21 protein-coding genes and 1 other RNA gene are annotated in these 20,284 nt (G+C 56.7%); 12 read left to right on the top strand and 10 right to left on the bottom strand.

Features of this window, described 5'->3' with window-relative positions; translation table 11 throughout:
* Positions 1–43: 43 nt before the first annotated feature.
* Positions 44–1,288 carry a tryptophan permease gene (gene mtr, locus ACWKXN_RS15245; protein WP_224979572.1) on the top strand — a complete coding sequence of 415 codons (1,245 nt, stop codon included), beginning with the start codon at positions 44–46 and terminating at the stop codon, positions 1,286–1,288.
* A 62-nt stretch (positions 1,289–1,350) separates the two neighbouring features.
* On the opposite strand, the gene ACWKXN_RS15240 is transcribed toward mtr, so the two are convergent.
* From ACWKXN_RS15240 to ubiU, 3 genes are all read right to left on the bottom strand, one after another.
* Entirely contained in the window at positions 1,351–2,358 is a 1,008-nt protein-coding gene (locus tag ACWKXN_RS15240) for a luciferase-like monooxygenase (protein WP_454543990.1), read from the bottom strand.
* Between the two features lie 78 nt (positions 2,359–2,436).
* The gene (locus ACWKXN_RS15235; protein WP_211438624.1) at positions 2,437–3,315 is read right to left on the bottom strand and encodes a U32 family peptidase; all 879 of its coding nucleotides are present in this window, start codon (positions 3,313–3,315) and stop codon (positions 2,437–2,439) included.
* A gap of 7 nt (positions 3,316–3,322) precedes the next feature.
* Positions 3,323–4,318, bottom strand: a complete 996-nt coding sequence (ubiU, locus tag ACWKXN_RS15230; protein WP_023309326.1) for a ubiquinone anaerobic biosynthesis protein UbiU — start codon at positions 4,316–4,318, stop codon at positions 3,323–3,325.
* Positions 4,319–4,529: 211 nt separating this feature from the next.
* Between ubiU and ubiT the strand changes: the two genes are divergently transcribed.
* Both ubiT and ACWKXN_RS15220 read left to right on the top strand, forming a co-directional pair.
* Positions 4,530–5,054, top strand: a complete 525-nt coding sequence (gene ubiT / locus ACWKXN_RS15225) for a ubiquinone anaerobic biosynthesis accessory factor UbiT (RefSeq protein WP_032642325.1) — start codon at positions 4,530–4,532, stop codon at positions 5,052–5,054.
* Positions 5,048–5,551: a GNAT family N-acetyltransferase gene (locus ACWKXN_RS15220; protein WP_320717767.1), complete on the top strand. Its 504-nt coding sequence runs from the start codon at positions 5,048–5,050 to the stop codon at positions 5,549–5,551. Before ubiT ends, ACWKXN_RS15220 begins: the two co-directional genes overlap by 7 nt.
* On the opposite strand, the gene ACWKXN_RS15215 is transcribed toward ACWKXN_RS15220, so the two are convergent.
* Positions 5,538–5,867 carry a GIY-YIG nuclease family protein gene (locus ACWKXN_RS15215; RefSeq protein WP_454543989.1) on the bottom strand — a complete coding sequence of 110 codons (330 nt, stop codon included), beginning with the start codon at positions 5,865–5,867 and terminating at the stop codon, positions 5,538–5,540. The genes ACWKXN_RS15220 and ACWKXN_RS15215 overlap by 14 nt on opposite strands.
* A gap of 14 nt (positions 5,868–5,881) precedes the next feature.
* Between ACWKXN_RS15215 and ACWKXN_RS15210 the strand changes: the two genes are divergently transcribed.
* A complete protein-coding gene (locus ACWKXN_RS15210) occupies positions 5,882–6,316 on the top strand; it encodes a YhbP family protein (protein WP_048974680.1) in 435 nt (144 codons plus the stop codon).
* On the opposite strand, the gene ACWKXN_RS15205 is transcribed toward ACWKXN_RS15210, so the two are convergent.
* Positions 6,296–6,814 (bottom strand): type 1 glutamine amidotransferase domain-containing protein, encoded by a 519-nt coding sequence (locus ACWKXN_RS15205; protein WP_454543988.1) that lies wholly within the window; start codon positions 6,812–6,814, stop codon positions 6,296–6,298. The two genes, ACWKXN_RS15210 and ACWKXN_RS15205, sit on opposite strands and share 21 nt — an antisense overlap.
* 128 nt (positions 6,815–6,942) lie before the next feature.
* On the opposite strand from ACWKXN_RS15205, the gene ACWKXN_RS15200 reads away from it, so the two are divergent.
* Positions 6,943–7,587, top strand: a complete 645-nt coding sequence (locus ACWKXN_RS15200; protein ID WP_033146736.1) for an NAD(P)H-binding protein — start codon at positions 6,943–6,945, stop codon at positions 7,585–7,587.
* Positions 7,588–7,627: 40 nt separating this feature from the next.
* Positions 7,628–8,665, top strand: a complete 1,038-nt coding sequence (locus ACWKXN_RS15195) for a permease (RefSeq protein ID WP_039260439.1) — start codon at positions 7,628–7,630, stop codon at positions 8,663–8,665.
* A gap of 67 nt (positions 8,666–8,732) precedes the next feature.
* Here the strand turns inward: ACWKXN_RS15195 and dolP are convergent, their stop codons facing one another.
* Genes dolP through ACWKXN_RS15175 form a run of 4 tightly spaced genes read right to left on the bottom strand, consistent with a single transcriptional unit; the run spans position 8,733 to position 12,445 of the window.
* Positions 8,733–9,308 (bottom strand): division/outer membrane stress-associated lipid-binding lipoprotein, encoded by a 576-nt coding sequence (dolP, locus tag ACWKXN_RS15190; protein WP_029739641.1) that lies wholly within the window; start codon positions 9,306–9,308, stop codon positions 8,733–8,735.
* A gap of 9 nt (positions 9,309–9,317) precedes the next feature.
* A complete protein-coding gene (diaA, locus tag ACWKXN_RS15185; protein WP_003861754.1) occupies positions 9,318–9,908 on the bottom strand; it encodes a DnaA initiator-associating protein DiaA in 591 nt (196 codons plus the stop codon).
* Positions 9,909–9,929: 21 nt separating this feature from the next.
* Positions 9,930–10,325 (bottom strand): YraN family protein, encoded by a 396-nt coding sequence (locus ACWKXN_RS15180; protein WP_028014533.1) that lies wholly within the window; start codon positions 10,323–10,325, stop codon positions 9,930–9,932.
* On the bottom strand, positions 10,283–12,445 hold the full coding sequence (locus tag ACWKXN_RS15175) for a penicillin-binding protein activator (protein WP_454543987.1): 2,163 nt from the start codon (positions 12,443–12,445) through the stop codon (positions 10,283–10,285). The genes ACWKXN_RS15180 and ACWKXN_RS15175 overlap by 43 nt, the downstream gene beginning before the upstream one ends.
* A gap of 62 nt (positions 12,446–12,507) precedes the next feature.
* Between ACWKXN_RS15175 and rsmI the strand changes: the two genes are divergently transcribed.
* On the top strand, positions 12,508–13,371 hold the full coding sequence (rsmI, locus tag ACWKXN_RS15170; RefSeq protein ID WP_454543986.1) for a 16S rRNA (cytidine(1402)-2'-O)-methyltransferase: 864 nt from the start codon (positions 12,508–12,510) through the stop codon (positions 13,369–13,371).
* Positions 13,372–13,524: 153 nt separating this feature from the next.
* On the opposite strand, the gene garD is transcribed toward rsmI, so the two are convergent.
* Positions 13,525–15,096 (bottom strand): galactarate dehydratase, encoded by a 1,572-nt coding sequence (gene garD / locus ACWKXN_RS15165; RefSeq protein WP_033146732.1) that lies wholly within the window; start codon positions 15,094–15,096, stop codon positions 13,525–13,527.
* 375 nt (positions 15,097–15,471) lie between these two features.
* Here garD and garL point away from each other — a divergent pair, with 375 nt between their 5' ends.
* The 5 genes from garL (at position 15,472) to tdcB (ending at position 20,277) form a co-directional block, all read left to right on the top strand.
* On the top strand, positions 15,472–16,242 hold the full coding sequence (garL, locus tag ACWKXN_RS15160; RefSeq protein ID WP_454543985.1) for a 2-dehydro-3-deoxyglucarate aldolase: 771 nt from the start codon (positions 15,472–15,474) through the stop codon (positions 16,240–16,242).
* Between the two features lie 21 nt (positions 16,243–16,263).
* The gene (gene garR / locus ACWKXN_RS15155; RefSeq protein WP_023309302.1) at positions 16,264–17,154 is read left to right on the top strand and encodes a 2-hydroxy-3-oxopropionate reductase; all 891 of its coding nucleotides are present in this window, start codon (positions 16,264–16,266) and stop codon (positions 17,152–17,154) included.
* Between the two features lie 59 nt (positions 17,155–17,213).
* Positions 17,214–17,590: RNase P RNA component class A (rnpB, locus tag ACWKXN_RS15150), an RNA gene on the top strand.
* A 676-nt stretch (positions 17,591–18,266) separates the two neighbouring features.
* A complete protein-coding gene (tdcA, locus tag ACWKXN_RS15145) occupies positions 18,267–19,187 on the top strand; it encodes a transcriptional regulator TdcA (RefSeq protein WP_008501504.1) in 921 nt (306 codons plus the stop codon).
* A gap of 100 nt (positions 19,188–19,287) precedes the next feature.
* Entirely contained in the window at positions 19,288–20,277 is a 990-nt protein-coding gene (tdcB, locus tag ACWKXN_RS15140) for a bifunctional threonine ammonia-lyase/L-serine ammonia-lyase TdcB (protein WP_032640996.1), read from the top strand.
* Positions 20,278–20,284 lie beyond the last annotated feature (7 nt).

Below are 20,284 nucleotides of genomic sequence, written 5' to 3'. Positions count from 1 at the left end.
CATTAAAATGCAGAACCGCATGATTGACTGGAGAAAAGGCTGTATGGCGACACTAACCACCACCCAAACGTCACCTTCGCTGCTTGGCGGCGTGGTGATCATCGGCGGAACCATCATTGGTGCCGGGATGTTTTCCCTGCCAGTGGTCATGTCCGGTGCGTGGTTCTTCTGGTCGCTGGCGGCGCTGGTCTTTACCTGGTTCTGCATGCTCCATTCCGGGCTGATGATCCTTGAAGCAAACCTGAACTACCGCATTGGCTCCAGCTTCGACACCATCACCAAAGATCTGCTGGGCAAAGGCTGGAACCTGGTGAACGGCCTGTCCATCGCGTTTGTGCTCTATATCCTGACCTACGCGTATATTTCGGCGAGCGGCTCGATTCTGCATCACACCTTCTCGGAGATGTCGCTGAACGTTCCGGCGCGTCTGGCAGGGTTATGTTTTGCGCTGGCTGTGGCGTTTATCGTCTGGATGAGTACCAAAGCGGTGAGCCGCATGACGGCGATCGTATTAGGCGCGAAGGTCATCACTTTCTTCCTGACCTTCGGCAGTCTGCTGGGGCACGTGACGCCCACCACGCTGTTTAACGTCGCCGAAGTGAACACCTCCTACACGCCGTACCTGCTGATGACGCTGCCGTTCTGTCTGGCGTCGTTTGGCTACCACGGTAACGTGCCGAGCCTGATGAAGTACTACGGCAAAGATCCGCGCACCATTGTGAAGTGTCTGGTCTACGGCACGCTGCTGGCGCTGGGTCTGTATGTGATTTGGCTGCTGGGGACGATGGGCAACATCCCGCGTCCGGAATTTATCGGCATTGCCCAGAAGGGCGGTAACATCGACGTGCTGGTGCAGGCGCTGAGCGGCGTGCTGAACAGCCGCAGTCTGGATCTGCTGCTGGTTATCTTCTCTAACTTTGCGGTGGCGAGCTCTTTCCTGGGCGTGACGCTGGGCCTGTTTGACTATCTGGCGGATCTGTTCGGCTTTGATGATTCTGCGATGGGGCGTTTAAAAACCGCGCTGCTGACCTTCCTGCCGCCGATTGTGGGCGGCCTGCTGTGGCCGAACGGCTTCCTGTACGCCATCGGCTATGCAGGGCTGGCGGCAACTATCTGGGCGGCGATTGTGCCGGCGCTGCTGGCGCGCAAATCACGTAAACGCTTCGGTAGCCCAAAATTCCGCGTCTGGGGCGGCAAGCCGATGATTGCGCTGATTCTGGTATTCGGCGTTGGTAACGCTCTGGTACACGTGCTGTCGAGTTTTAACCTGTTGCCTGTGTATCAGTAAAACGAGGGGTTGAACCCCTCACCCCGGCCCTCTCCCATAAGGAGAGGGAAAAAAGCAAAAAACTACCCCACCAGTTCCTCTTTCACCTGCATCGCCAGTTCAAACGAATGCAAACGCGCCTGGTGATCGAAAATCTGGCCGTTAACCATAATCTCATCCGCGTGCGTTTCGCGCAGCACCGCGTCCAGCCCGTGACGCACTTTCGCCTTATCGCCTACCAGCGACATGCTCAGTGCATGCTGCACGCCATACTGTTCGGAGGCTGACCACAGCTGATGCATATTCTCCACCGGCGGCGGAAGCTGGCCCGTCTCACCGCGGCGCAGCTTCACAAACGCCTGCTGCATTGAGGTAAACAGAAATTCCGCGTCGCGATTGCTGTCGGCCGCAATGATGTTGATACACACCATCGCGTACGGCTTCTCAAGACGCTCGGACGGTTTGAAGTTCGTGCGGTAAAGATGCAGCGCCTGATGCAGCATATCAGGAGCGAAGTGCGAGGCAAACGCAAACGGCAGCCCAAGCTGCGCGGCGAGCTGTGCGCTGTAGAGGCTTGAGCCTAACAGCCACACCGGGATCTTCTCACCGTAGCCCGGTACCGGGCGCACGTGCGGGTTCGGATCGCGCGCGTCGAACCAGTCCACCAGCTCGGCCACGTCGCGCGGGAAGTTGTCGATATCGCCGCTCATATGGCGGCGCAGGGCGCGCATGGTCGGCTGGTCGCTGCCGGGCGCACGACCAAGACCCAAATCAATACGCCCAGGATAGAGGGTATTCAGGGTGCCAAACTGCTCGGCAATCACCAGCGGGGCGTGGTTCGGCAGCATTACGCCGCCGGAGCCCAGGTGCAGGGTGGTGGTATTTGCCGCCAGATAACCGATCAAAACCGAGGTCGCGGCGCTGGCGATGCCAACCATATTGTGGTGCTCGGCCAGCCAGTAGCGGTGATAGCCACGCTTTTCGGCCAGCTGTGCCAGATCCAGAGAGTGCGAAAAGGCTTCTCTTGCCGAGGAGCCTTGTGGGATCGGCGCCAGATCCAGCACCGAAAACGGAATGGTTTTGTCAGTCATAACAGCTCACTTTGTCGACGGTGAATCTTTAATACTGCATTAAATAATGATAACCGTTGTTAACAAAGTGAGCCTTTTTTACGCCTGCAGCTCCAGCCCGGCGAGCCGTCTCCAGTAGCCGTTGCAGTCGCTGTTTGCCGTCAGCGGCAGCGGCGCGGCGCCGTTTTCATTGGCGCGGAAGGCGTCCAGCATCGCGAACACGCCGGTATCCAGCGGCGACAGCCGAACCATATCCACCAGCCCGTCCATCGACGCCAGCTCGTTGCCGAGGTTATAGACATAGCCGCTCATGGTCTGAATACCGTTGAGGACAAACACCTGCTGATTCTCCTGCGACAGCATGCTGCGTCCGTTCGGGTACTTGATGCAGCAGGTTTCGCATTCGTCTTTCGGGCGGTCTTCCGAGCGCGCGGTGAAGCAGCGGGCGGAGTAGGCCAGCGGCAGATGGCCGTAGCTCAGCACTTCCACTTCAAACTGATTGCGAATGCCCAGCTCGTCGCACTGGTTAAGCAGGTTTGCCAGCCAGTCGCGGGAGAGTTCCACCGGCATGCACCAGCGCGTCATTCCCTGTTTGAGCAGCAGGCGCAGGGTGACGGCGTTGTAGCAGTTGAGGGCATGACCCGCGACGAACGGCAGCCTGCGTTCAGCGCACATGTTCACCACGCCCAGATCGCTCGCTTCCAGCAGGAACTCGCCGTTTTCGACGTAGCGCTTCAGCTCGCCCAGTTCGGAAGACGCCTGCACCAGCGCGAGCGTGGAGAGCACCACCTGCTTGCCGCTGCCGGCAAGGCTCTTTGCCATATCCAGCCAGTCGCCCACTTTGGTGGCGCGGCGCTTGCTGCACACCGCTTCGCCGAGGTAAATCACGTCGGCGCTGCTGGTCGCGGCCTGTTGGTAAAAATCTTCCAGCGTCTCTTTTGGCCAGTAGTAGAGCACCGGTCCTAATGAATATTTCATGATTTTCTCACTGCCATTTACGGTGATACGCGCCAAGCGTGGTTTGCGTGCCTTCGGACATCGAACCGAGCGTTTCCATCCAGGCCTGCTGTGGAGCGTAGTTCTGCGGGTCCGCCATGCAGCGGTCGATGGCCTGACGCCACACTTTCGCTACCTGGCTCACATAGGCCGGGCTGCGCTGACGACCTTCGATTTTCACCGAGGCAATATTGGCCGCCAGCAGTTCCGGCAGCAGCTCCAGCGTGTTGAGGCTGGTCGGCTCTTCCAGCGCGTGATAGCGCTCGCCGTCGACAAGATAGCGGCCTTTACACAGGGTGGGATAACCGGCGTTTTCACCGTCCTGGTAGCGGTCAATCAGCACCTCATTCAGGCGAGATTCCAGGCCCTGAGGGGTCTGCTGCCAGCGAACAAAGCGGGCAGGAGAGCAGGCCCCGACGGTATTCGGCGATTCTCCGGTTAAATAAGAGGAAAGATAGCAGCGGCCTTCGGCCATGATGCACAGGCTGCCAAAGGCAAAAACTTCCAGCGGTACTGGCGTGACGCGCGCGAGTTGCTTAACCTGATGAATAGAGAGCACGCGCGGCAGCACCACGCGGGCCACGTCAAAGTGTTGATGATAAAAACGCACCGCCTCTTCGTTGGTGGCAGATGCCTGAACAGAGACGTGGCGCTCAATATGGGGATAGCGTTCTGCCGCATACTCAAGCATGGCGAGGTCGGCCAGGATCAGCGCATCGGCACCCAGCTGTGCTGCCATATCCACCGCGCGCTGCCAGCGGGCGTAGCCGTCAGGATGAGCAAAGGTATTGATGGCGATATGCAGCTTGCGGCGGTGCTGGTGAACGAAGTTAACGGCTTCCTGAAGCTTTTTCTCCGTAAAGTTGAGGCCAGCAAAATGGCGGGCGTTGGTGTCATCTTTCAGCCCGATATAGACCGCATCGGCCCCATTTTCGATGGCCGCCTTAAGCGCCGGAAGATTTCCGGCAGGGCAGAGCAGCTCCATAATTTATCCTGATGTAGTCGATCGCAAAATTGTTAACGAGCTGGGATTTTAATTAACCCATACGCGACAATTTTTGATTTAAGGCAGCTAATGGCGTATTGATGACACCAATAATGAGGTACGGCGGGCGACGGTTTGTTGATTTACGCCGCTATGTTGCGCTTCGGATATGGCAAAATAGCAGGACTATAGATATCAGGGAGTAAAGCTCGTGCTGGATAAACTGCGTTCACGTCTCGTACAATTTGGTCCATCAATGCTGAGCGTGCCGGTCAAGCTGGCGCCGTTCGCGCTAAAACGCCAGGTGCTGGAACAGGTCCTGAGCTGGCAGTTCCGCCAGGCGCTGCAGGACGGCGAGCTGGAGTTCCTGGAAGGCCGCTGGTTAAGCATTGAGGTACGCGACATCGGGCTGCGCTGGTTTACCTCCGTAGAGAACGGCCAGCTGATCGTGCGCGAATCCGCAGAGGCGGATGTGAGCTTTAGCGCCAACGCCAGCGATCTGCTGATGATCGCCGCGCGCAAGCAGGATCCGGATACGCTCTTCTTCCAGCGCCGTCTGGTAATTGAAGGCGACACGGAGCTGGGCCTGTACGTGAAGAATTTAATGGATGCCATTGAGCTGGAGCAGATGCCAAAAGCGCTGCGCGTGATGTTAATGCAAATGGCAGATTTCGTTGAGGCAGGGCTGAAAACCCCGCCGGACGGTAAACACACTTCAGTAGGTGAGCCATGCTGATTCGAGTCGAAATTGGGATTGATGCGCCGGGGATCGATGCGTTGTTACGCCGCGCCTTTGCGAGCGATGCCGAAGCCCAACTGGTCCACGACCTTCGCGAAGACGGCCTGATTACGCTGGGGCTGGTTGCCACCGATGACGAAGGTCAGGTGGTGGGCTATGTTGCCTTCAGTCCGGTCATCGTTCAGGGCGAAGAGCTGCAGTGGGTAGGCATGGCGCCGCTGGCGGTAGATGAAAGCTATCGCGGGCAGGGGCTGGCGCGCCAGCTGGTCTATGAAGGGCTGGATTCGCTCAATGAGTTCGGTTACGCGGCCGTTGTCACGCTGGGCGATCCTGCGTTCTATGGCCGTTTAGGCTTTGAGCAGGCCGCGCATTACGATCTGCGCTGCCGCTGGTCGGGTACGGAATCCGCTTTCCAGGTCCATCGCCTGGCGGACGATGCGCTCAACGGCGTCAATGGCCTGGTCGAGTATCACGACCATTTCAATCGTTTTTAATCAGGCTCTCGCGCAGCGCCTCAAAGGAGCCGTCTCCGGTCACGAGGCGCTCTTTCTGGCGCTTCGTCAGCTGCTTGATGCGGTATTCCAGCCTGAGCGCCAGCGATCGGTCGCCGACGGCCGCTGAGAAGGCGAGCTGTAATTCCCCTTTCCCCCGCAGCGCTTTTGCCCCTTTCCCCGTTTGATGTTGTAAAAAACGCCGCGCCACATCGGTGGTGATCCCGGTGTAGAGGGCGTTATCAGCGGTTCGGACAAGATAGAGAAACCAGCACACGGTAAACGGATTCAGTATGTTAAGGTGAACGCACCATAGCATGAGAGAGAACGAAAATGGAAACACTGGCCGCCATTAACCGCTGGCTGGCGAAGCAGCATGTTGTCACCTGGTGCGTCTGTGACGAGGGTGAGATGTGGTGCGCAAATGCGTTTTACTACTATGACCCTGAGCGCGTGGCTTTTTATGTCATGAGTGAAGACAAAACGCGTCATGCGCAGATGACCGGCCAGCAGGCAAAGGTGGCAGGCACGGTAAACGGCCAGCCGAAAACGGTCGCGCTGATCCGCGGCGTGCAGTTTAAAGGGGAGATCCGTCGTCTGGATGGTGAAGAGAGCGACGCGCGCCGTAAGCTCTACACGCGCCGCTTTCCCGTTGCCGCTGCGCTAAAAGCCCCGGTGTGGGAAATCCGCCTCGATGAGCTGAAATTTACCGACAACACCCTGGGCTTTGGCAAGAAGCTGCACTGGTTACGCGCCGAGGAGGCGTAGCGCTTCGCGGTTAAACGCCGGGAGATCGTCCGGGGTTCGGCTGGTGATCAGCTGGTCTTTGTCGTTGACCACCTCCTGATCGTAAAACTCGGCCCCCGCGTTTTTCAGATCGATAACGATCGGTTTCACGGCGGTAAGCTTACGCCCGCGGACCGCTTCTGCGCTGATGAGCAGCTGCGGGCCGTGGCAGATGGCAAAGACCGGTTTGCCGGTCGAGACAAAGTCCCGGGTGAAGGTCACGAAGCGCTCGTCCCCGCGCAGGGAATCCGGGGAATGACCGCCGGGTAACAGCAGGGCGTCGAAATCTGAGGGGCTAACGTTATCGATGGTCTCATCGATGGTTACGGTCGCTTCGCCCTTATGGCCTGTCACCGTTTTGCCCGCCTCTTTCTCAATGGTGATGACCTCATGTCCCGCCTTGCGGAACGCCTCTGCTGGAGAGGTGAATTCTGAATCTTCAAACTCGTCGGTAATCAAGACTGCGATTTTCTTGCCCATGCTTCCTCCGTTGTTTTGGCTTCAGACTGATTTTTCTCCGCTTGTGGTAAATACTTACCTGTAACAGACTTCTAAGTGTGGCCGACGACGCTGAGTTCGCAAACGGACAATTCTGTAAAGGGGAAAAGATGAGTCAGGTATTGATTACGGGTGCTACCGGGTTAGTGGGCGATCATCTGCTGCGGCTGCTGATTCAGGATCGCCGCGTGAACTATATCGCCGCCCCGACGCGTCGACCGCTGGCGGACTTATCCGGCGTCTTTAATCCGCACGATCCTCAGCTGACCGACGCGCTGGCGCAGGTGCAGGATCCCATTGATATCGCCTTTTGCTGTCTGGGCACCACGCGGCGGGAGGCGGGCAGCAAAGAGGCCTTTATCCACGCCGACTATACGCTGGTGGTGGATACCGCACTCACGGCGAAAAAGCTGGGCGCCAAACATTTTCTGGTGGTCAGCGCGCTGGGCGCCAGTGCCGGATCGCCTTTCTTCTACAACAAGGTGAAGGGCAAGATGGAGGATGCGCTGATAGCGCAGAAATGGGAACAGCTGACGATTGTGCGCCCTTCGATGCTGATCGGCCACCGGGACGAACGCCGGTTTAACGAGTCGATATTTGCCCCGCTGTTTCGCATTCTTCCCGGCAACTGGAAATCCATCGAGGCGCGGGACGTCGCGCGCGCGATGCTAAAAGAGGGGCTGGCCCCGTCGAAAGCGGGTGTTAACATTATCCCTTCGGCAAAACTGCGTGAAATCGCGCAGGGCGAGGCGTAAACTCCCCCGGCTAATAACCTAATACTCTCCGGGGAATGCTATGACTGGTCAGTCTTCATCTCAGGCGGCAACACCTGTCCAATGGTGGAAGCCCGCACTCTTCTTTCTCGTGGTCATTGTTGGCCTCTGGTACGTGAAATGGCAGCCGTACTACGGCAAAGCCTTCACCGCCGCCGAAACGCACAGCATCGGTAAATCTATTCTCGCACAGGCTGATTCCAGCCCGCTGCAGGCGGCGTGGGACTATGCCATGGTCTACTTCCTTGCCGTCTGGAAGGCCGCCGTTTTAGGCGTCATTCTGGGCTCGCTGATTCAGGTGCTTATCCCTCGTAACTGGCTGGTGAAAACCCTTGGGCAGCCGCGCTTTCAGGGCACGCTGCTGGGGACGATTTTCTCCCTGCCGGGGATGATGTGTTCCTGCTGCGCCGCGCCCGTGGCCGCAGGGATGCGGCGTCAGCACGTGTCGATGGGCGGCGCGCTGGCGTTCTGGATGGGGAACCCGCTGCTCAACCCGGCGACGCTGGTGTTTATGGGCTTTGTGCTGGGCTGGCATTTCGCGTTCATCCGCCTGGTCGCCGGGCTGCTGACCGTGCTGGTGGTGGCGACGCTGGTGCAAAAACTGGTCAAGGATACTGCCGCAGAACCCGCAGCCGTTGAGCTGGACGTCAGCGAACCGCAGGGGGGCTTCTTTGCGCGCTGGGGCAGGGCGCTATGGCAGCTGTTCTGGAGCACCATCCCGGTCTATATCCTGGCGGTACTGGTTCTGGGGGCGGCGCGCGTCTGGCTCTTCCCGCATGCGGATGGCGCTATCGACAACACGCTGATGTGGGTCATTGCGATGGCCGTTGCAGGCTGCCTGTTTGTGATCCCAACGGCGGCGGAAATCCCGATTGTTCAGACCATGATGCTGGCCGGTATGGGCACCGCGCCGGCGCTGGCGCTGCTGATTACGCTGCCGGCGATCAGCCTGCCGTCGCTTATCATGCTGCGTAAGTCGTTCCCGGCGAAAGCGCTGTGGCTGACCGCAGGGCTGGTGGCGTTGAGCGGGGTAATTGTGGGCAGTATTGCGTTGATGTAAAAAAAGCCCGGTGGCGCTGGCGCTTACCGGGCCTACAAAAAAATCCCCTCAAGCGAGGGGATTTTTTTTATTTGATGTAAGTAAACGCGGTGGTGACGTGCTTCACGCCGCTCACCCGGCTGGCGATATCCGCCGCCGCTTTCCCTTCACGGTCGGTCACCAGACCCAGCAGGAATACTTCGCCGTTTTCAGTCGTCACTTTCACGTTGGAAGATTTCACCTGGTCCGAGCCCAGCAGCTGGGAACGCACTTTGGTGGTGATCCAGGTATCGGAAGAGGCGTCACCCAGGCCAATTGGCTTGCCCTGGCGCACTTCGTTAAACACCTCTGTGGTCCCTTCTACGCCCATCGCAATCTGTTTCGCACGCGAGGCGAGCTCCAGATTTGGCGCCTGGCCTGCCAGCAGCACTTTGCCCTGGTAAGCCGTCACGTTGATACGCGCTTCTTTCTTGATTTGTTCGTCTTTCGACAGCGCACTGTTGACGCGCAGCTCCAGCGTACCGTCATCCACCTGTGTCCCCACGGTGCGTGGATCGGTTGCCGCTTTGGTGCCTACCGCGGCGGTACCCACAACGGCCGCAGCGATACATCCCTGAAGCAGTAATGCAGACATAAGGACTGCGAGGGTCGATAAAGCCTTCATAAGAACTCCTTAATCATCCTGGTGAGGGAAAAGCGTGTTATCGATCAAATCACATAAGCAGTTCACCGTAAGCATATGCATCTCCTGAATACGCGCGCTTCGGTGAGAAGGAATGCGGATTTCCACATCCTGCGGCCCAAGCAGACCCGCCAGCTCACCCCCGTCATAGCCGGTTAAGGCCACGATGGTCATGTCGCGGGTGACGGCGGCTTCAACGGCTTTGACAATGTCCCGGCTATTGCCGCGCGTGGAGATGGCCAGCAGCACATCTCCCGCATGACCCAGGGCTCGCACCTGCTTTGCGTAAATTTCGTCATGCAGACGATCGTTAGCAATCGCCGTTAAGACCACATTATCGGTATTAAGTGCAATGGCGGGTAAACTCGGGCGTTCTGTTTCAAAGCGATTGATCATGCTGGCAGCAAAATGCTGTGCGTTGGCGGCTGACGTGCCGTTGCCACAACAGAGGATTTTGTTGCCATTAAGCAGGGATTGCACCAGCGTCATTGCGGCACGCGAGATAGCATCCGGAAGGGCTTCCGCCGCGGCAATCTGAGTCTGGATGCTTTCTGTGAAGCACACTTTAATTCTTTCGAGCACGTTATCCCTTTTAAATCTTAATTATGCGTCTTCGCCAAAAGCGTTTTTAAGCCATTCGATCTCATTTCCGGTGAAGGCTATCACATCGAACCGGCAATCCACAGTATCAAAGCTCCCATTATGGCGGGCAAGCCACAAGTGGGCAGTCTGTAATAATTTATGTTGTTTGGCGAGCGTCACGCTGGCGGCAGCACCGCCAAAACGGGAGGACTGTCGAAAGCGGACTTCTACAAACACGATAACCTGACCGTCTTTCATGATCAGGTCGATTTCGCCGCCGCGCCCGCGGACGTTAGCGGCGATAAAGCGCAGTCCTTTGCCTTCAAGCCAGCGACGCGCCTTTAACTCCCACGCATCGCCGGTCTCTTTACGGCTTAACTGGCCGGGACGATTTGCCCCTGCTGGTATTTGAGCCATGATAACTTCCTGTTGATCACGCAGTCCTGAGTCGCGGTCAGATCGCCGGTGTTGCCGTTAAGCTCAAAGCCCGGCACCTGACGCATCTGGGTAAAGTGGTTCGCCAGCGCCCATGCATCGACACCCATCGCATACAGACGCGCCAGCGAATAATCGTTACGTACGGTACTCAGCGCCTGCTGCATCAGCGCCGGGTTGCTGCCTGCCAGCATCGGAATTTCGCTGTACTGCAGACCGTCCATTTCCAAACGGAAATCCGGGCCTGCGGTGCCCTGCGCGCTGCGCGAGCTGGCGTAGAGCGTTGCGCCGCTCTGGCTGCCGTTACGCATCGCGATCATCGGTTTGATAAAGGCGATCTCCTGCGGCGTGGCAACGATATAGGCCGCATCCACTTTACCGCCACCGCTAATCTGCGCGTCGGTAGGCGGGGCAGGGATCGTCAGGCCGCCAATCGTCACGCCCTGCTGCTGCGGCAGGCTCGCGGTGACAGGACTGCCGTTAAGCGCGATACCCGCTCCACCGTTTACGCCCGCGCGCAGTTCAGAGACGGAACCAAATTTCTGCTGCAACACCACGCCGCCGCCGAGCTTCTGCCACTCATCGGCAAAGGCATTGGCCACGCGATCGCCCAGCGCGCTGCGTGGGATGAGCAGCAGCGGAGCCTGCTTACCCTGCTCGTGAATATGGCGCGCCGCATCGCGGGCTTCATCTTCAGGGGAAAGCGCGAAGTAGCAAATATTGGCCCGGTTCTGAACCTGCTCAGGCTGGTTGAGCGCCAGCACGTTCAGCGTGGTATTACTCTTCATCAGCTCTTCCACGTTGTTTTTCAGCAGCGGACCGACAACGATGCTGGCCCCGTCCTGCTGAACCTGCGCCAGAACCTGGTCAAGCGGCTGCGAGCTGGTGTCGTAAATTTTCACCTCAGCGCCCGGGTTGGCGCTGGTGGTTGCCACGGCCTGCGGCTGAGCGGCAGGCTGGGCTGCGGGTTGCGCAGGCTGCTGTTGAGGCTGTTCTGCTGTCGCTTCAGGTGCTGGTGCCGCTTGCGTCTCGGCCGGAGCCTGAGTAGCTGGGGCTGCCGCAGCAGGTGCTGCTGAAGCCGGAGGCGTCGTCGGGGCCGTCACCGGGTTTTGCATCGTACCCTGTGCCGGCGCTTGCGCCGTGGTCAGATCGCTGGTCTCCGCTGCGGACGGGCTGACCACATCATTCACGTTAGCCGCCTGGGCCGCCTGCGCGGGAACCGCGCTGCCGGTTACCGAAGTGGTACCGTTTTTCGCGGCTTCAAAGCCCTGCTGAATGGTACGGCCAAACACCGCCGCCTGGCCGTTGAGCGGCAGAAGCAGGGCGATTTTGCTGGTGGACGCTGGCTTAAAGTTCTGCACGTTTACCAGCTGGGTTGGCAGCATTTTCGCCCCCGGGTTTTGCGGGTAGCGCGTCTGCCAGTCCGTAATACCGGCTTTCAGCATCTTTGGATCGCTGCGGTTGTTAAACCACATCTGCTGCAGATCCAGCCAGCCCTGAAGGACGTTTTCATCGGCGTTGATGACCAGCGCCTGCGCCTGTTCCTGGGTCATCGAGGCAAGCGCTTGCCAGGTGGCATCAATATTTTTTTGCTTATCGGCACCGCCGAGCAGCGGCTCTTGCGCGACGAGGGCGCGGAGCAGCGTGAGAGAAGGGCGCGCCTGCTCAGCGGTAATGCCCGCCTGCCAGAAGCGAGCCTGCTGATTTTTATCCAGCGCGCTCACGTCAATGTCACCGAGGATCTTCTTCGCGGCGGCGTAATCTTTCAGCGCGACCTTCAGCTCGGCAGAGAGCAGGCTCTGCTCACGACGCTGGGCGTCGTTAAGATCTTTTGGCAACTGGTTAAACAGTTCGGCTGCCTGCTGGGTTTTACCCTCTTTCAGCAGTGCACGAATGGCGAGTAATTGCCAGTTGGTCTTGGTATCATTTGAACTCTGCGACATTTGTTGCAGATAAAAGCCAGAATCAGCCTGAGCAGATCCCTGAAGATGGGCGGTGCTCTGGTCAGGTGCCTGGGTGCCACAGCCTGCAAAGATCAGGGCTGCCAGCAGAAGCGGCACGCTGCGCGTGGCTTTTTTTCGAAGAAACGTTAACGGTACCATACTGTATCCAGTGATTTTTTTTACGCAATGCTCAATATTAAATCGGCAATACGGACGAAACAATGAAACAACACGAAACGGCAGATAATTCTCAAGGCCAGCTTTATATTGTACCTACTCCTATCGGGAATTTGTCTGATATTACCCAACGTGCGCTCGCCGTACTGCAGGCTGTTGATTTAATTGCTGCTGAAGATACCCGCCACACCGGCCTGCTGCTGCAACATTTCGCGATTAACGCCCGTCTGTTTGCTCTGCACGATCACAATGAGCAACAAAAAGCCGAAACGCTGGTGGCGAAGCTGAAAGAGGGGCAGAACATTGCCCTGGTCTCCGACGCCGGTACGCCGCTGATCAACGATCCCGGCTATCACCTGGTGCGTACCTGTCGTGAAGCCGGTATTCGCGTTGTGCCGCTGCCGGGGCCGTGTGCCGCCATTGCTGCGCTGAGTGCCGCGGGTCTGCCGTCTGACCGTTTCTGCTATGAAGGCTTCCTGCCTGCCAAATCCAAAGGCCGTCGCGACGTGTTAAAAGATCTGGAAGCGGAACCGCGCACCCTGATTTTCTACGAATCCACGCACCGCCTGCTGGAGAGCCTGGAAGATATGGTGACCGTGTGGGGAGAAGCCCGCTACGTGGTGCTGGCGCGCGAGCTGACCAAAACCTGGGAAACCATTCACGGTGCGCCAGTGGGTGAACTGCTGGCGTGGGTGAAAGAAGACGAAAACCGCCGCAAGGGCGAAATGGTGCTGATCGTCGAAGGGCATAAGGCGCAGGAAGACGCGCTCCCTGCCGACGCGCTGCGCACGCTGGCATTGCTGCAAGCGGAACTGCCGCTGAAGAAGGCCGCTGCGCTGGCGGCGGAAATTCACGGCGTGAAGAAAAATGCGCTGTATAAGCATGCTCTGGAGCAGCAGGGGGAGTAAGCCCCTGCCGCCTGTTTTGCCGGGTGGCGGCTGCGCCTAACCCGGCCTGCAGATCGTTATGCGTCTTTTAGCCAACAGGTATCGCCTCAACCTGGAAGGTTTGCGGCGTGTCCGGCGGGTTACCTAAATGCGGGATAGATGTGGTGCGAAAAATCACGTCACCGGTGCCGGGTTAAACACCGCCAGCTGATTATGTAATCCCCATTGATCCGAGAAGGTTTTCTTCCGCCCGCTGGCGACATCCAGAATGAAGTGGAACAGTTTCCAGCCCACGTCCTCAATGCTCTCTTCTCCGGTGGCGATGGTGCCCGCGTTGATGTCCATTAAGTCATACCAGCGGTTTGCCAGCTCGGTACGGGTCGCCATCTTGATCACCGGCACCGCCATCAGGCCGTACGGCGTGCCGCGCCCGGTGGTAAAGACCTGTACCGTAATGCCGGACGCCACCTGCTGCGTGCCGCAGACGAAATCGCTGGCCGGCGTTGCCGCGTAGATCAGGCCGCGTTTGGTCGGGCGCTGGCCCGGAGAGAGCACTTCCACAATCGCGCTCTGGCCGGATTTGGCAATCGAACCAAGGGCTTTTTCCACCACGTTCGCGAGGCCGCCTTTTTTGTTCCCCGGAGACGGGTTGGCGCTGCGGTCGGTTTTGCCCATATCGAGATAGCTATCGTACCAGGCCATTTCCTCAAGCAGGCGCTTGCCGACCTCTTCATTAACGGTGCGTGGCGTGAGCAGATGGATGGCGTCACGCACTTCGGTCACCTCGGAGAACATCACCGTGGCGCCGCAGCGAACAAGCAGATCGGACGCATAGCCCACCGCCGGGTTGGCCGTCACGCCGGAGAAGGCATCGCTGCCGCCGCACTGTGTTCCCACTACCAAATCAGACGCCGGGCAGGTTTCGCGCTGGCGCTTGTTGAGCTTGTCCAGATGGCGTTCAGCCACCTGCAGGATATCGTCGACCATTGAGCGGAAACCCACGTGGCGTTCGTCCTGCAGGCGCACGATGCTGGCCTCGTCTGCCGGAATGGCTTTCACATCTTCGGTGCCCTGCAGCAGGCGCTCTGGCTGCAATTTTTCACACCCCAGACCAATTACCATCACCTCGCCGCCAAAGTTCGGGTTGAGGGCAATATTGTGAATGGTGCGGATCGGCACTACCGCAGCGGGTGCGTTAATCGCCACGCCGCAGCCGTAGAGGTGGTTCAGGCCCACCACGCCGTCGACGTTCGGGTATTTCGGCAGCAGATCGCGTTCGATGATTTTCACCACGTAATCCACTACGCCCGCCACGCAGTGCACGCTGGTGGTAATGCCGAGCAGATTCTTGGTGCCGACGCTGCCGTCCGCGTTGCGGTAGCCTTCGAAGGTATAGCCCTCCAGCGGAGGAAGCGGTTCCGGCACGCGGGTCGCCAGCGGAAGCGTGTTCAGCGGCGGCGCTTCCGGCAGCGCCACCAGCGACTCCTCAACCCAGCTGCCCTGCGGTATAGAGCGAACGGCATAGCCGATGACTTCACCGTAACGTACGATTTCGCTGTTAGCAGGGATATCCACCAGGGCGACTTTATGTCCCTGTGGAATATGCTCAATCAGTTCCAGCCCGTCCGGGAAGCGGGTGCCTGCTTTTAAGCCATTGTCGTTGACAATTATCGCCACATTATCGGTGTCGTGGACTTTTATATAAAACGCCGTCGGCGATGCCTGTCGAATTTCAATGTCGGCCATTGTTCAGTATTCTCCAGCAAAGTGTCTGATAATAAATTCAGCCAATTTTCAAAGGGCAGAAATAAATGCGCGGCTTTCAGAAATAAAGCATGTCAGCATAGGGGATATGAAAATGTGATCGCGATCGCTCCAGAACCGGTAATGCCTGATTCTGTGCATTAGCGCCCAGCGCCTTGTGCATATGCAAAAAAAATTCTTTGAAATGTTACGCAATGCTTGAGCATTAAAACAATGTGCGGTCGTGGGTTGCGTTTTATACTGAATGACGATTTTATAACGCCAAAATACGTCAGAATAATAAATATAATGCTGGTGCGGTGTCTGAATAAATAAAATGATACTGAAAAAGGCTGCGGAATAAAAAAGGTAAATACGATGAGTAACGATATCTTCCCGAATAAATTTAAAGCGGCCCTCGCGGCACACCAGATTCAGATTGGCTGCTGGTCCGCGCTGGCAAACCCAATCAGCACCGAAGTGCTGGGCCTGGCAGGTTTTGACTGGCTGGTGCTGGACGGCGAACATGCGCCGAACGATATCAGCACCTTTATTCCGCAGCTGATGGCGCTGAAAGGCAGCCTCAGCGCCCCGGTAGTGCGCGTGCCAACTAACGAGCCGGTAATTATCAAGCGCCTGCTGGATATCGGTTTCTACAACTTCCTGATCCCGTTTGTGGAGACGGAAGAACAAGCGGCCCTGGCCGTAGCCTCAACGCGCTATCCGCCTGAAGGGATCCGCGGCGTTTCCGTTTCGCATCGCGCCAATATGTTTGGCACCGTGCCGGACTACTTCGCGCAGTCCAATAACAACATCACTATTCTGGTTCAGATCGAGAGCCAGCAGGGCGTTGATAACGTTGACGCGATTGCAGCCACAAACGGCGTGGACGGTATCTTCGTCGGCCCAAGCGATCTGGCGGCCGCCTTTGGCCATCTGGGTAACGCCGGCCACCCTGACGTGCAGCGCGCGATCCAGCACATCTTTGCCCGCGCTAAAGCACACGGCAAACCGTGCGGCATTCTGGCGCCGGTTGAGGCTGACGCCCGTCGCTATCTGGAGTGGGGAGCCACGTTTGTTGCCGTCGGCAGCGACCTCGGGGTATTCCGCTCGGCCACGCAGAAATTAGCCGACGCTTTTAAAAAATAACCATCATTGAGGAAACAGATTATGACGCTGAAAGTGGGTTTTATTGGCCTGGGGATAATGGGTAAACCAATGAGTAAGAACCTCATCAAAGCGGGTTACTCACTGGTGGTATCCGATCACAATCCGCAGGCCGTGGCAGAGGTGATAGCGGCGGGTGCTGAAACGGCCACCACCGCGAAGGCCATTGCCGAGCAGTGCGATGTCATCATCACCATGCTGCCCAACTCCCCGCATGTTAAAGAGGTTGCGCTGGGTGAGAACGGCATTATCGACGGTGCGAAGCCGGGCCTTGTGCTGATTGATATGAGTTCTATTGCACCGCTCGCAAGCCGTGAAATCAGCGAGGCGTTAAAAGCGAAGGGCGTCGATATGCTGGATGCGCCGGTCAGCGGCGGTGAGCCGAAAGCGATCGACGGCACGCTGTCGGTGATGGTCGGCGGTGATAAAGCCATTTTCGATAGATACTACGACCTGATGAAAGCCATGGCGGGCTCGGTGGTGCATACCGGGGACATCGGGGCGGGTAATGTGACCAAGCTGGCAAACCAGGTGATTGTAGCGCTGAACATTGCCGCCATGTCCGAAGCGCTGACGCTGGCAACCAAAGCGGGCGTTAATCCGGACCTGGTCTATCAGGCCATTCGCGGCGGTCTGGCGGGCAGTACCGTGCTGGATGCCAAAGCGCCGATGGTGATGGATCGTAATTTCAAGCCGGGATTCCGCATTGACCTGCATATCAAAGATCTGGCGAACGCGCTGGATACGTCACACGGCGTAGGCGCGCAGCTGCCGCTGACCGCGGCGGTCATGGAGATGATGCAGGCGCTGCGTGCTGATGGCCTGGGCACGGCCGATCACAGCGCGATTGCGTGCTACTACGAAAAACTGGCGAAGGTGGAAGTGGCGCGTTAATCACGCCTTGCCCACACCTGAGGGTGACAGCGGCGCGCAAACCCTCTATACTGCGCGCCGAAGCTGACCAGACAGTCGCCGCTTCGTCGTCGTCCCTTTCGGGGGAGACGGGCGGAGGGGAGGAAAGTCCGGGCTCCATAGGGCAGGGTGCCAGGTAACGCCTGGGGGGGAAACCCACGACCAGTGCAACAGAGAGCAAACCGCCGATGGCCCGCGCAAGCGGGATCAGGTAAGGGTGAAAGGGTGCGGTAAGAGCGCACCGCGCGGCTGGTAACAGTCCGTGGCACGGTAAACTCCACCCGGAGCAAGGCCAAATAGGGGTTCACAAGGTACGGCCCGTACTGAACCCGGGTAGGCTGCTTGAGCCAGTGAGCGATTGCTGGCCTAGATGAATGACTGTCCACGACAGAACCCGGCTTATCGGTCAGCTTCAACTTCTTAAAAAAACCCGCCTCGGCGGGTTTTTTGCTTTCCGGGTGATGCTGGATGGGTAAGCGCAGCGCCGGACAAACGACATCAATTCTCATATTTGCGACATTAAGCACATTTCACTGCTTTTATACCTTTCGTATCGATCCTGTACCTGTAGACGATCGCCATCACAAAATTTCGCGCTAAAAAACACACGATTGTTAGTATTGATAATTTGTTATGTTTGTTACCTATATGATCGAGAATCTTTTCTCGTTTGATATGCATATATTGAAATCAAATACATTTCTCCCGTGAATATGTGACGAATTCCACTCTTTTCCGCAAACCTGAAAATTCGCATCGGAAAAATTTAATAAATTGAAAGAATGTTTCAAGCAAATAGCGGTTATTTATTGGTCTTTAATTGCCTGAAAGATCGTCTTTATTGATTTTTTTAACGCTGAAAAATTTATCAAGGTTATCGCCATAAAATAAATTTATTACTACTGCTTTTATTGATCGATATCAGCGTAATGGTGTGGTTGTATTTATTTATGTTATTGATAATAAATGCATTTTTTGGTTGTCGTTGTTCCTGTGAAGCGTGCGAAAAAGCAAATTGTGAGTGACAGCACATACCCCCTTAAACACTATTAGGTAGAATCCGCTCCGTCATAGGGAAATAAGCGCAGAATATTATGAACACTATTATTCTACCGAAAACACAGCACCTCGTGGTATTTCAGGAAGTCATTAAAAGTGGCTCCATAGGTTCTGCAGCAAGACAGCTTGGCCTGACGCAACCCGCCGTCAGCAAAATCATCAGCGATATTGAGTCCTACTTCGGCGTGGAAGTGATGGTGCGTAAAAACACCGGCGTAAAACTCACTGCCGCGGGCCAGGTTCTGCTCTCGTACTCTGAGTCGATCACCCGCGAAATGAAAAACATGGTGAGTGAGATTAACAGCCTGAGCTTCAGTACCGTTATGGACGTCTCCTTTGGCTACCCGTCGCTGATCGGCTTTACCTTCCTGTCCGAGATGATCAAAAAATTCAAGGAAGTGTTCCCGAAAGCACGCGTCTCGATGTATGAAGCCCAGCTCTCCTCTTTCCTTCCGGCCATTCGCGACGGTCGTCTGGATTTCGCTATCGGCACGCTAAGCGATGAAATGCTGCTGCAGGATCTGCACGTCGAACCGCTGTTTGAGTCCGAGTTTGTGCTGGTCGCCAGCAAAACGCGAACGTGCACCGGCCCGACGACACTGGCATCGCTCACGCACGAGCAGTGGGTGATGCCGCAAACCGATATGGGCTACTACAAAGAACTTCTGACTACCCTGCAAGACAACCACATCAGCATCGAAAACATCGTCCAGACCGATTCCGTCGTCACCATTTATAACCTTGTGCTGAATGCCGATTATCTGACGGTCATTCCCCGCGACATGATTGCGCCGTTCGGTTCTGACCAGTTTATTGTGCTGCCCGTAGAAGATGAATTACCCGTGGCGCGTTATGCCGCCGTGTGGTCAAAAAATTACAGGATTAAAAAATCGGCGTCAGTATTAGTTGAGCTGGCGAAACAGTATTCGTCGATGAATATCGAAAGACGACGATGAATAATAAGTAATCATTTTAAAAACACCCAGAGCTTATCTCTGTAACGCTCTGATACCCTGACTTTGCCTGAAAAGAATGAATTATTATAACGAGGATATTATGCATATTACCTACGATCTCCCGGTAACGATTGAAGATATTCAGGACGCCAGAAAACGACTGGCAGGAAAAATATATAAAACAGGTATGCCGCGCTCGAATTATCTTAGCGAACGCTGCAAGGGCGAAATATTCCTGAAGTTTGAGAACATGCAGCGTACCGGCTCGTTTAAGATCCGCGGCGCGTTTAACAAATTAAGCTCGCTGACCGACGCTGAAAAACGCAAAGGCGTTGTCGCCTGCTCCGCGGGAAACCACGCGCAGGGTGTGTCCCTCTCCTGCGCGATGCTTGGCATCGACGGCAAAGTGGTGATGCCGATGGGCGCGCCGAAGTCTAAGGTGGCCGCGACGCGCGACTACTCCGCCGAAGTGGTGCTGCACGGCGAGAACTTCAACGACACCATTGCCAAAGTCAGCGAAATCGTCGAGATGGAAGGGCGCATTTTTATTCCTCCGTACGATGATGCCAAAGTGATCGCCGGGCAGGGCACCATCGGTCTGGAAATTCTCGAAGATTTATACGACGTGGATAACGTTATTGTGCCTATCGGCGGCGGCGGTTTAATTGCCGGGATTGCGACGGCAATTAAATCCATCAACCCCACCATTAATATCATCGGCGTGCAGTCAGAAAATGTTCACGGCATGGCGGCATCGTACCAGGCCGGGGAAATAATGAGCCATCGCGTTACCGGCACGCTGGCCGACGGCTGTGATGTTTCTCGTCCCGGTAATTTACCGTTCGAAATTGTTCGCGAGCTGGTTGATGACATTGTGCTGGTCAGCGAAGACAACATTCGCGACAGCATGATCGCACTTATTCAGCGAAATAAAGTGGTGACGGAAGGCGCCGGCGCGCTGGCCTGTGCCGCGTTATTAAGCGGCAAGCTTGACCACTATATTCAGGGGCGTAAAACCGTCTGCATTATTTCCGGCGGCAATATCGATCTCTCCCGTGTTTCCCAAATTACCGGCTTCGTTGACGCATAAAGGTGAC

The sequence above is a fragment of the Enterobacter sp. UPMP2060 genome (assembly GCF_053709655.1).
The sequence above is the reverse complement of the archived record's forward strand: the minus strand, read 5'-3'. Positions and strand labels throughout refer to the sequence as shown.

Excerpts from the sequence above, each read along its gene's own strand:
- mtr (WP_224979572.1), top strand. The coding sequence starts at position 44 with ATGGCGACACTAACCACCACCCAAACGTCACCTTCGCTGCTTGGCGGC.
- ACWKXN_RS15240 (WP_454543990.1), bottom strand. The coding sequence starts at position 2,358 with ATGACTGACAAAACCATTCCGTTTTCGGTGCTGGATCTGGCGCCGATC.
- ACWKXN_RS15235 (WP_211438624.1), bottom strand. The coding sequence starts at position 3,315 with ATGAAATATTCATTAGGACCGGTGCTCTACTACTGGCCAAAAGAGACG.
- ubiU (WP_023309326.1), bottom strand. The coding sequence starts at position 4,318 with ATGGAGCTGCTCTGCCCTGCCGGAAATCTTCCGGCGCTTAAGGCGGCC.
- ACWKXN_RS15220 (WP_320717767.1), top strand. The coding sequence starts at position 5,048 with ATGCTGATTCGAGTCGAAATTGGGATTGATGCGCCGGGGATCGATGCG.
- ACWKXN_RS15215 (WP_454543989.1), bottom strand. The coding sequence starts at position 5,867 with ATGCTATGGTGCGTTCACCTTAACATACTGAATCCGTTTACCGTGTGC.
- ACWKXN_RS15210 (WP_048974680.1), top strand. The coding sequence starts at position 5,882 with ATGGAAACACTGGCCGCCATTAACCGCTGGCTGGCGAAGCAGCATGTT.
- ACWKXN_RS15205 (WP_454543988.1), bottom strand. The coding sequence starts at position 6,814 with ATGGGCAAGAAAATCGCAGTCTTGATTACCGACGAGTTTGAAGATTCA.
- ACWKXN_RS15200 (WP_033146736.1), top strand. The coding sequence starts at position 6,943 with ATGAGTCAGGTATTGATTACGGGTGCTACCGGGTTAGTGGGCGATCAT.
- ACWKXN_RS15195 (WP_039260439.1), top strand. The coding sequence starts at position 7,628 with ATGACTGGTCAGTCTTCATCTCAGGCGGCAACACCTGTCCAATGGTGG.
- dolP (WP_029739641.1), bottom strand. The coding sequence starts at position 9,308 with ATGAAGGCTTTATCGACCCTCGCAGTCCTTATGTCTGCATTACTGCTT.
- ACWKXN_RS15180 (WP_028014533.1), bottom strand. The coding sequence starts at position 10,325 with ATGGCTCAAATACCAGCAGGGGCAAATCGTCCCGGCCAGTTAAGCCGT.
- ACWKXN_RS15175 (WP_454543987.1), bottom strand. The coding sequence starts at position 12,445 with ATGGTACCGTTAACGTTTCTTCGAAAAAAAGCCACGCGCAGCGTGCCG.
- rsmI (WP_454543986.1), top strand. The coding sequence starts at position 12,508 with ATGAAACAACACGAAACGGCAGATAATTCTCAAGGCCAGCTTTATATT.
- garD (WP_033146732.1), bottom strand. The coding sequence starts at position 15,096 with ATGGCCGACATTGAAATTCGACAGGCATCGCCGACGGCGTTTTATATA.
- garL (WP_454543985.1), top strand. The coding sequence starts at position 15,472 with ATGAGTAACGATATCTTCCCGAATAAATTTAAAGCGGCCCTCGCGGCA.
- garR (WP_023309302.1), top strand. The coding sequence starts at position 16,264 with ATGACGCTGAAAGTGGGTTTTATTGGCCTGGGGATAATGGGTAAACCA.
- tdcA (WP_008501504.1), top strand. The coding sequence starts at position 18,267 with ATGAACACTATTATTCTACCGAAAACACAGCACCTCGTGGTATTTCAG.
- tdcB (WP_032640996.1), top strand. The coding sequence starts at position 19,288 with ATGCATATTACCTACGATCTCCCGGTAACGATTGAAGATATTCAGGAC.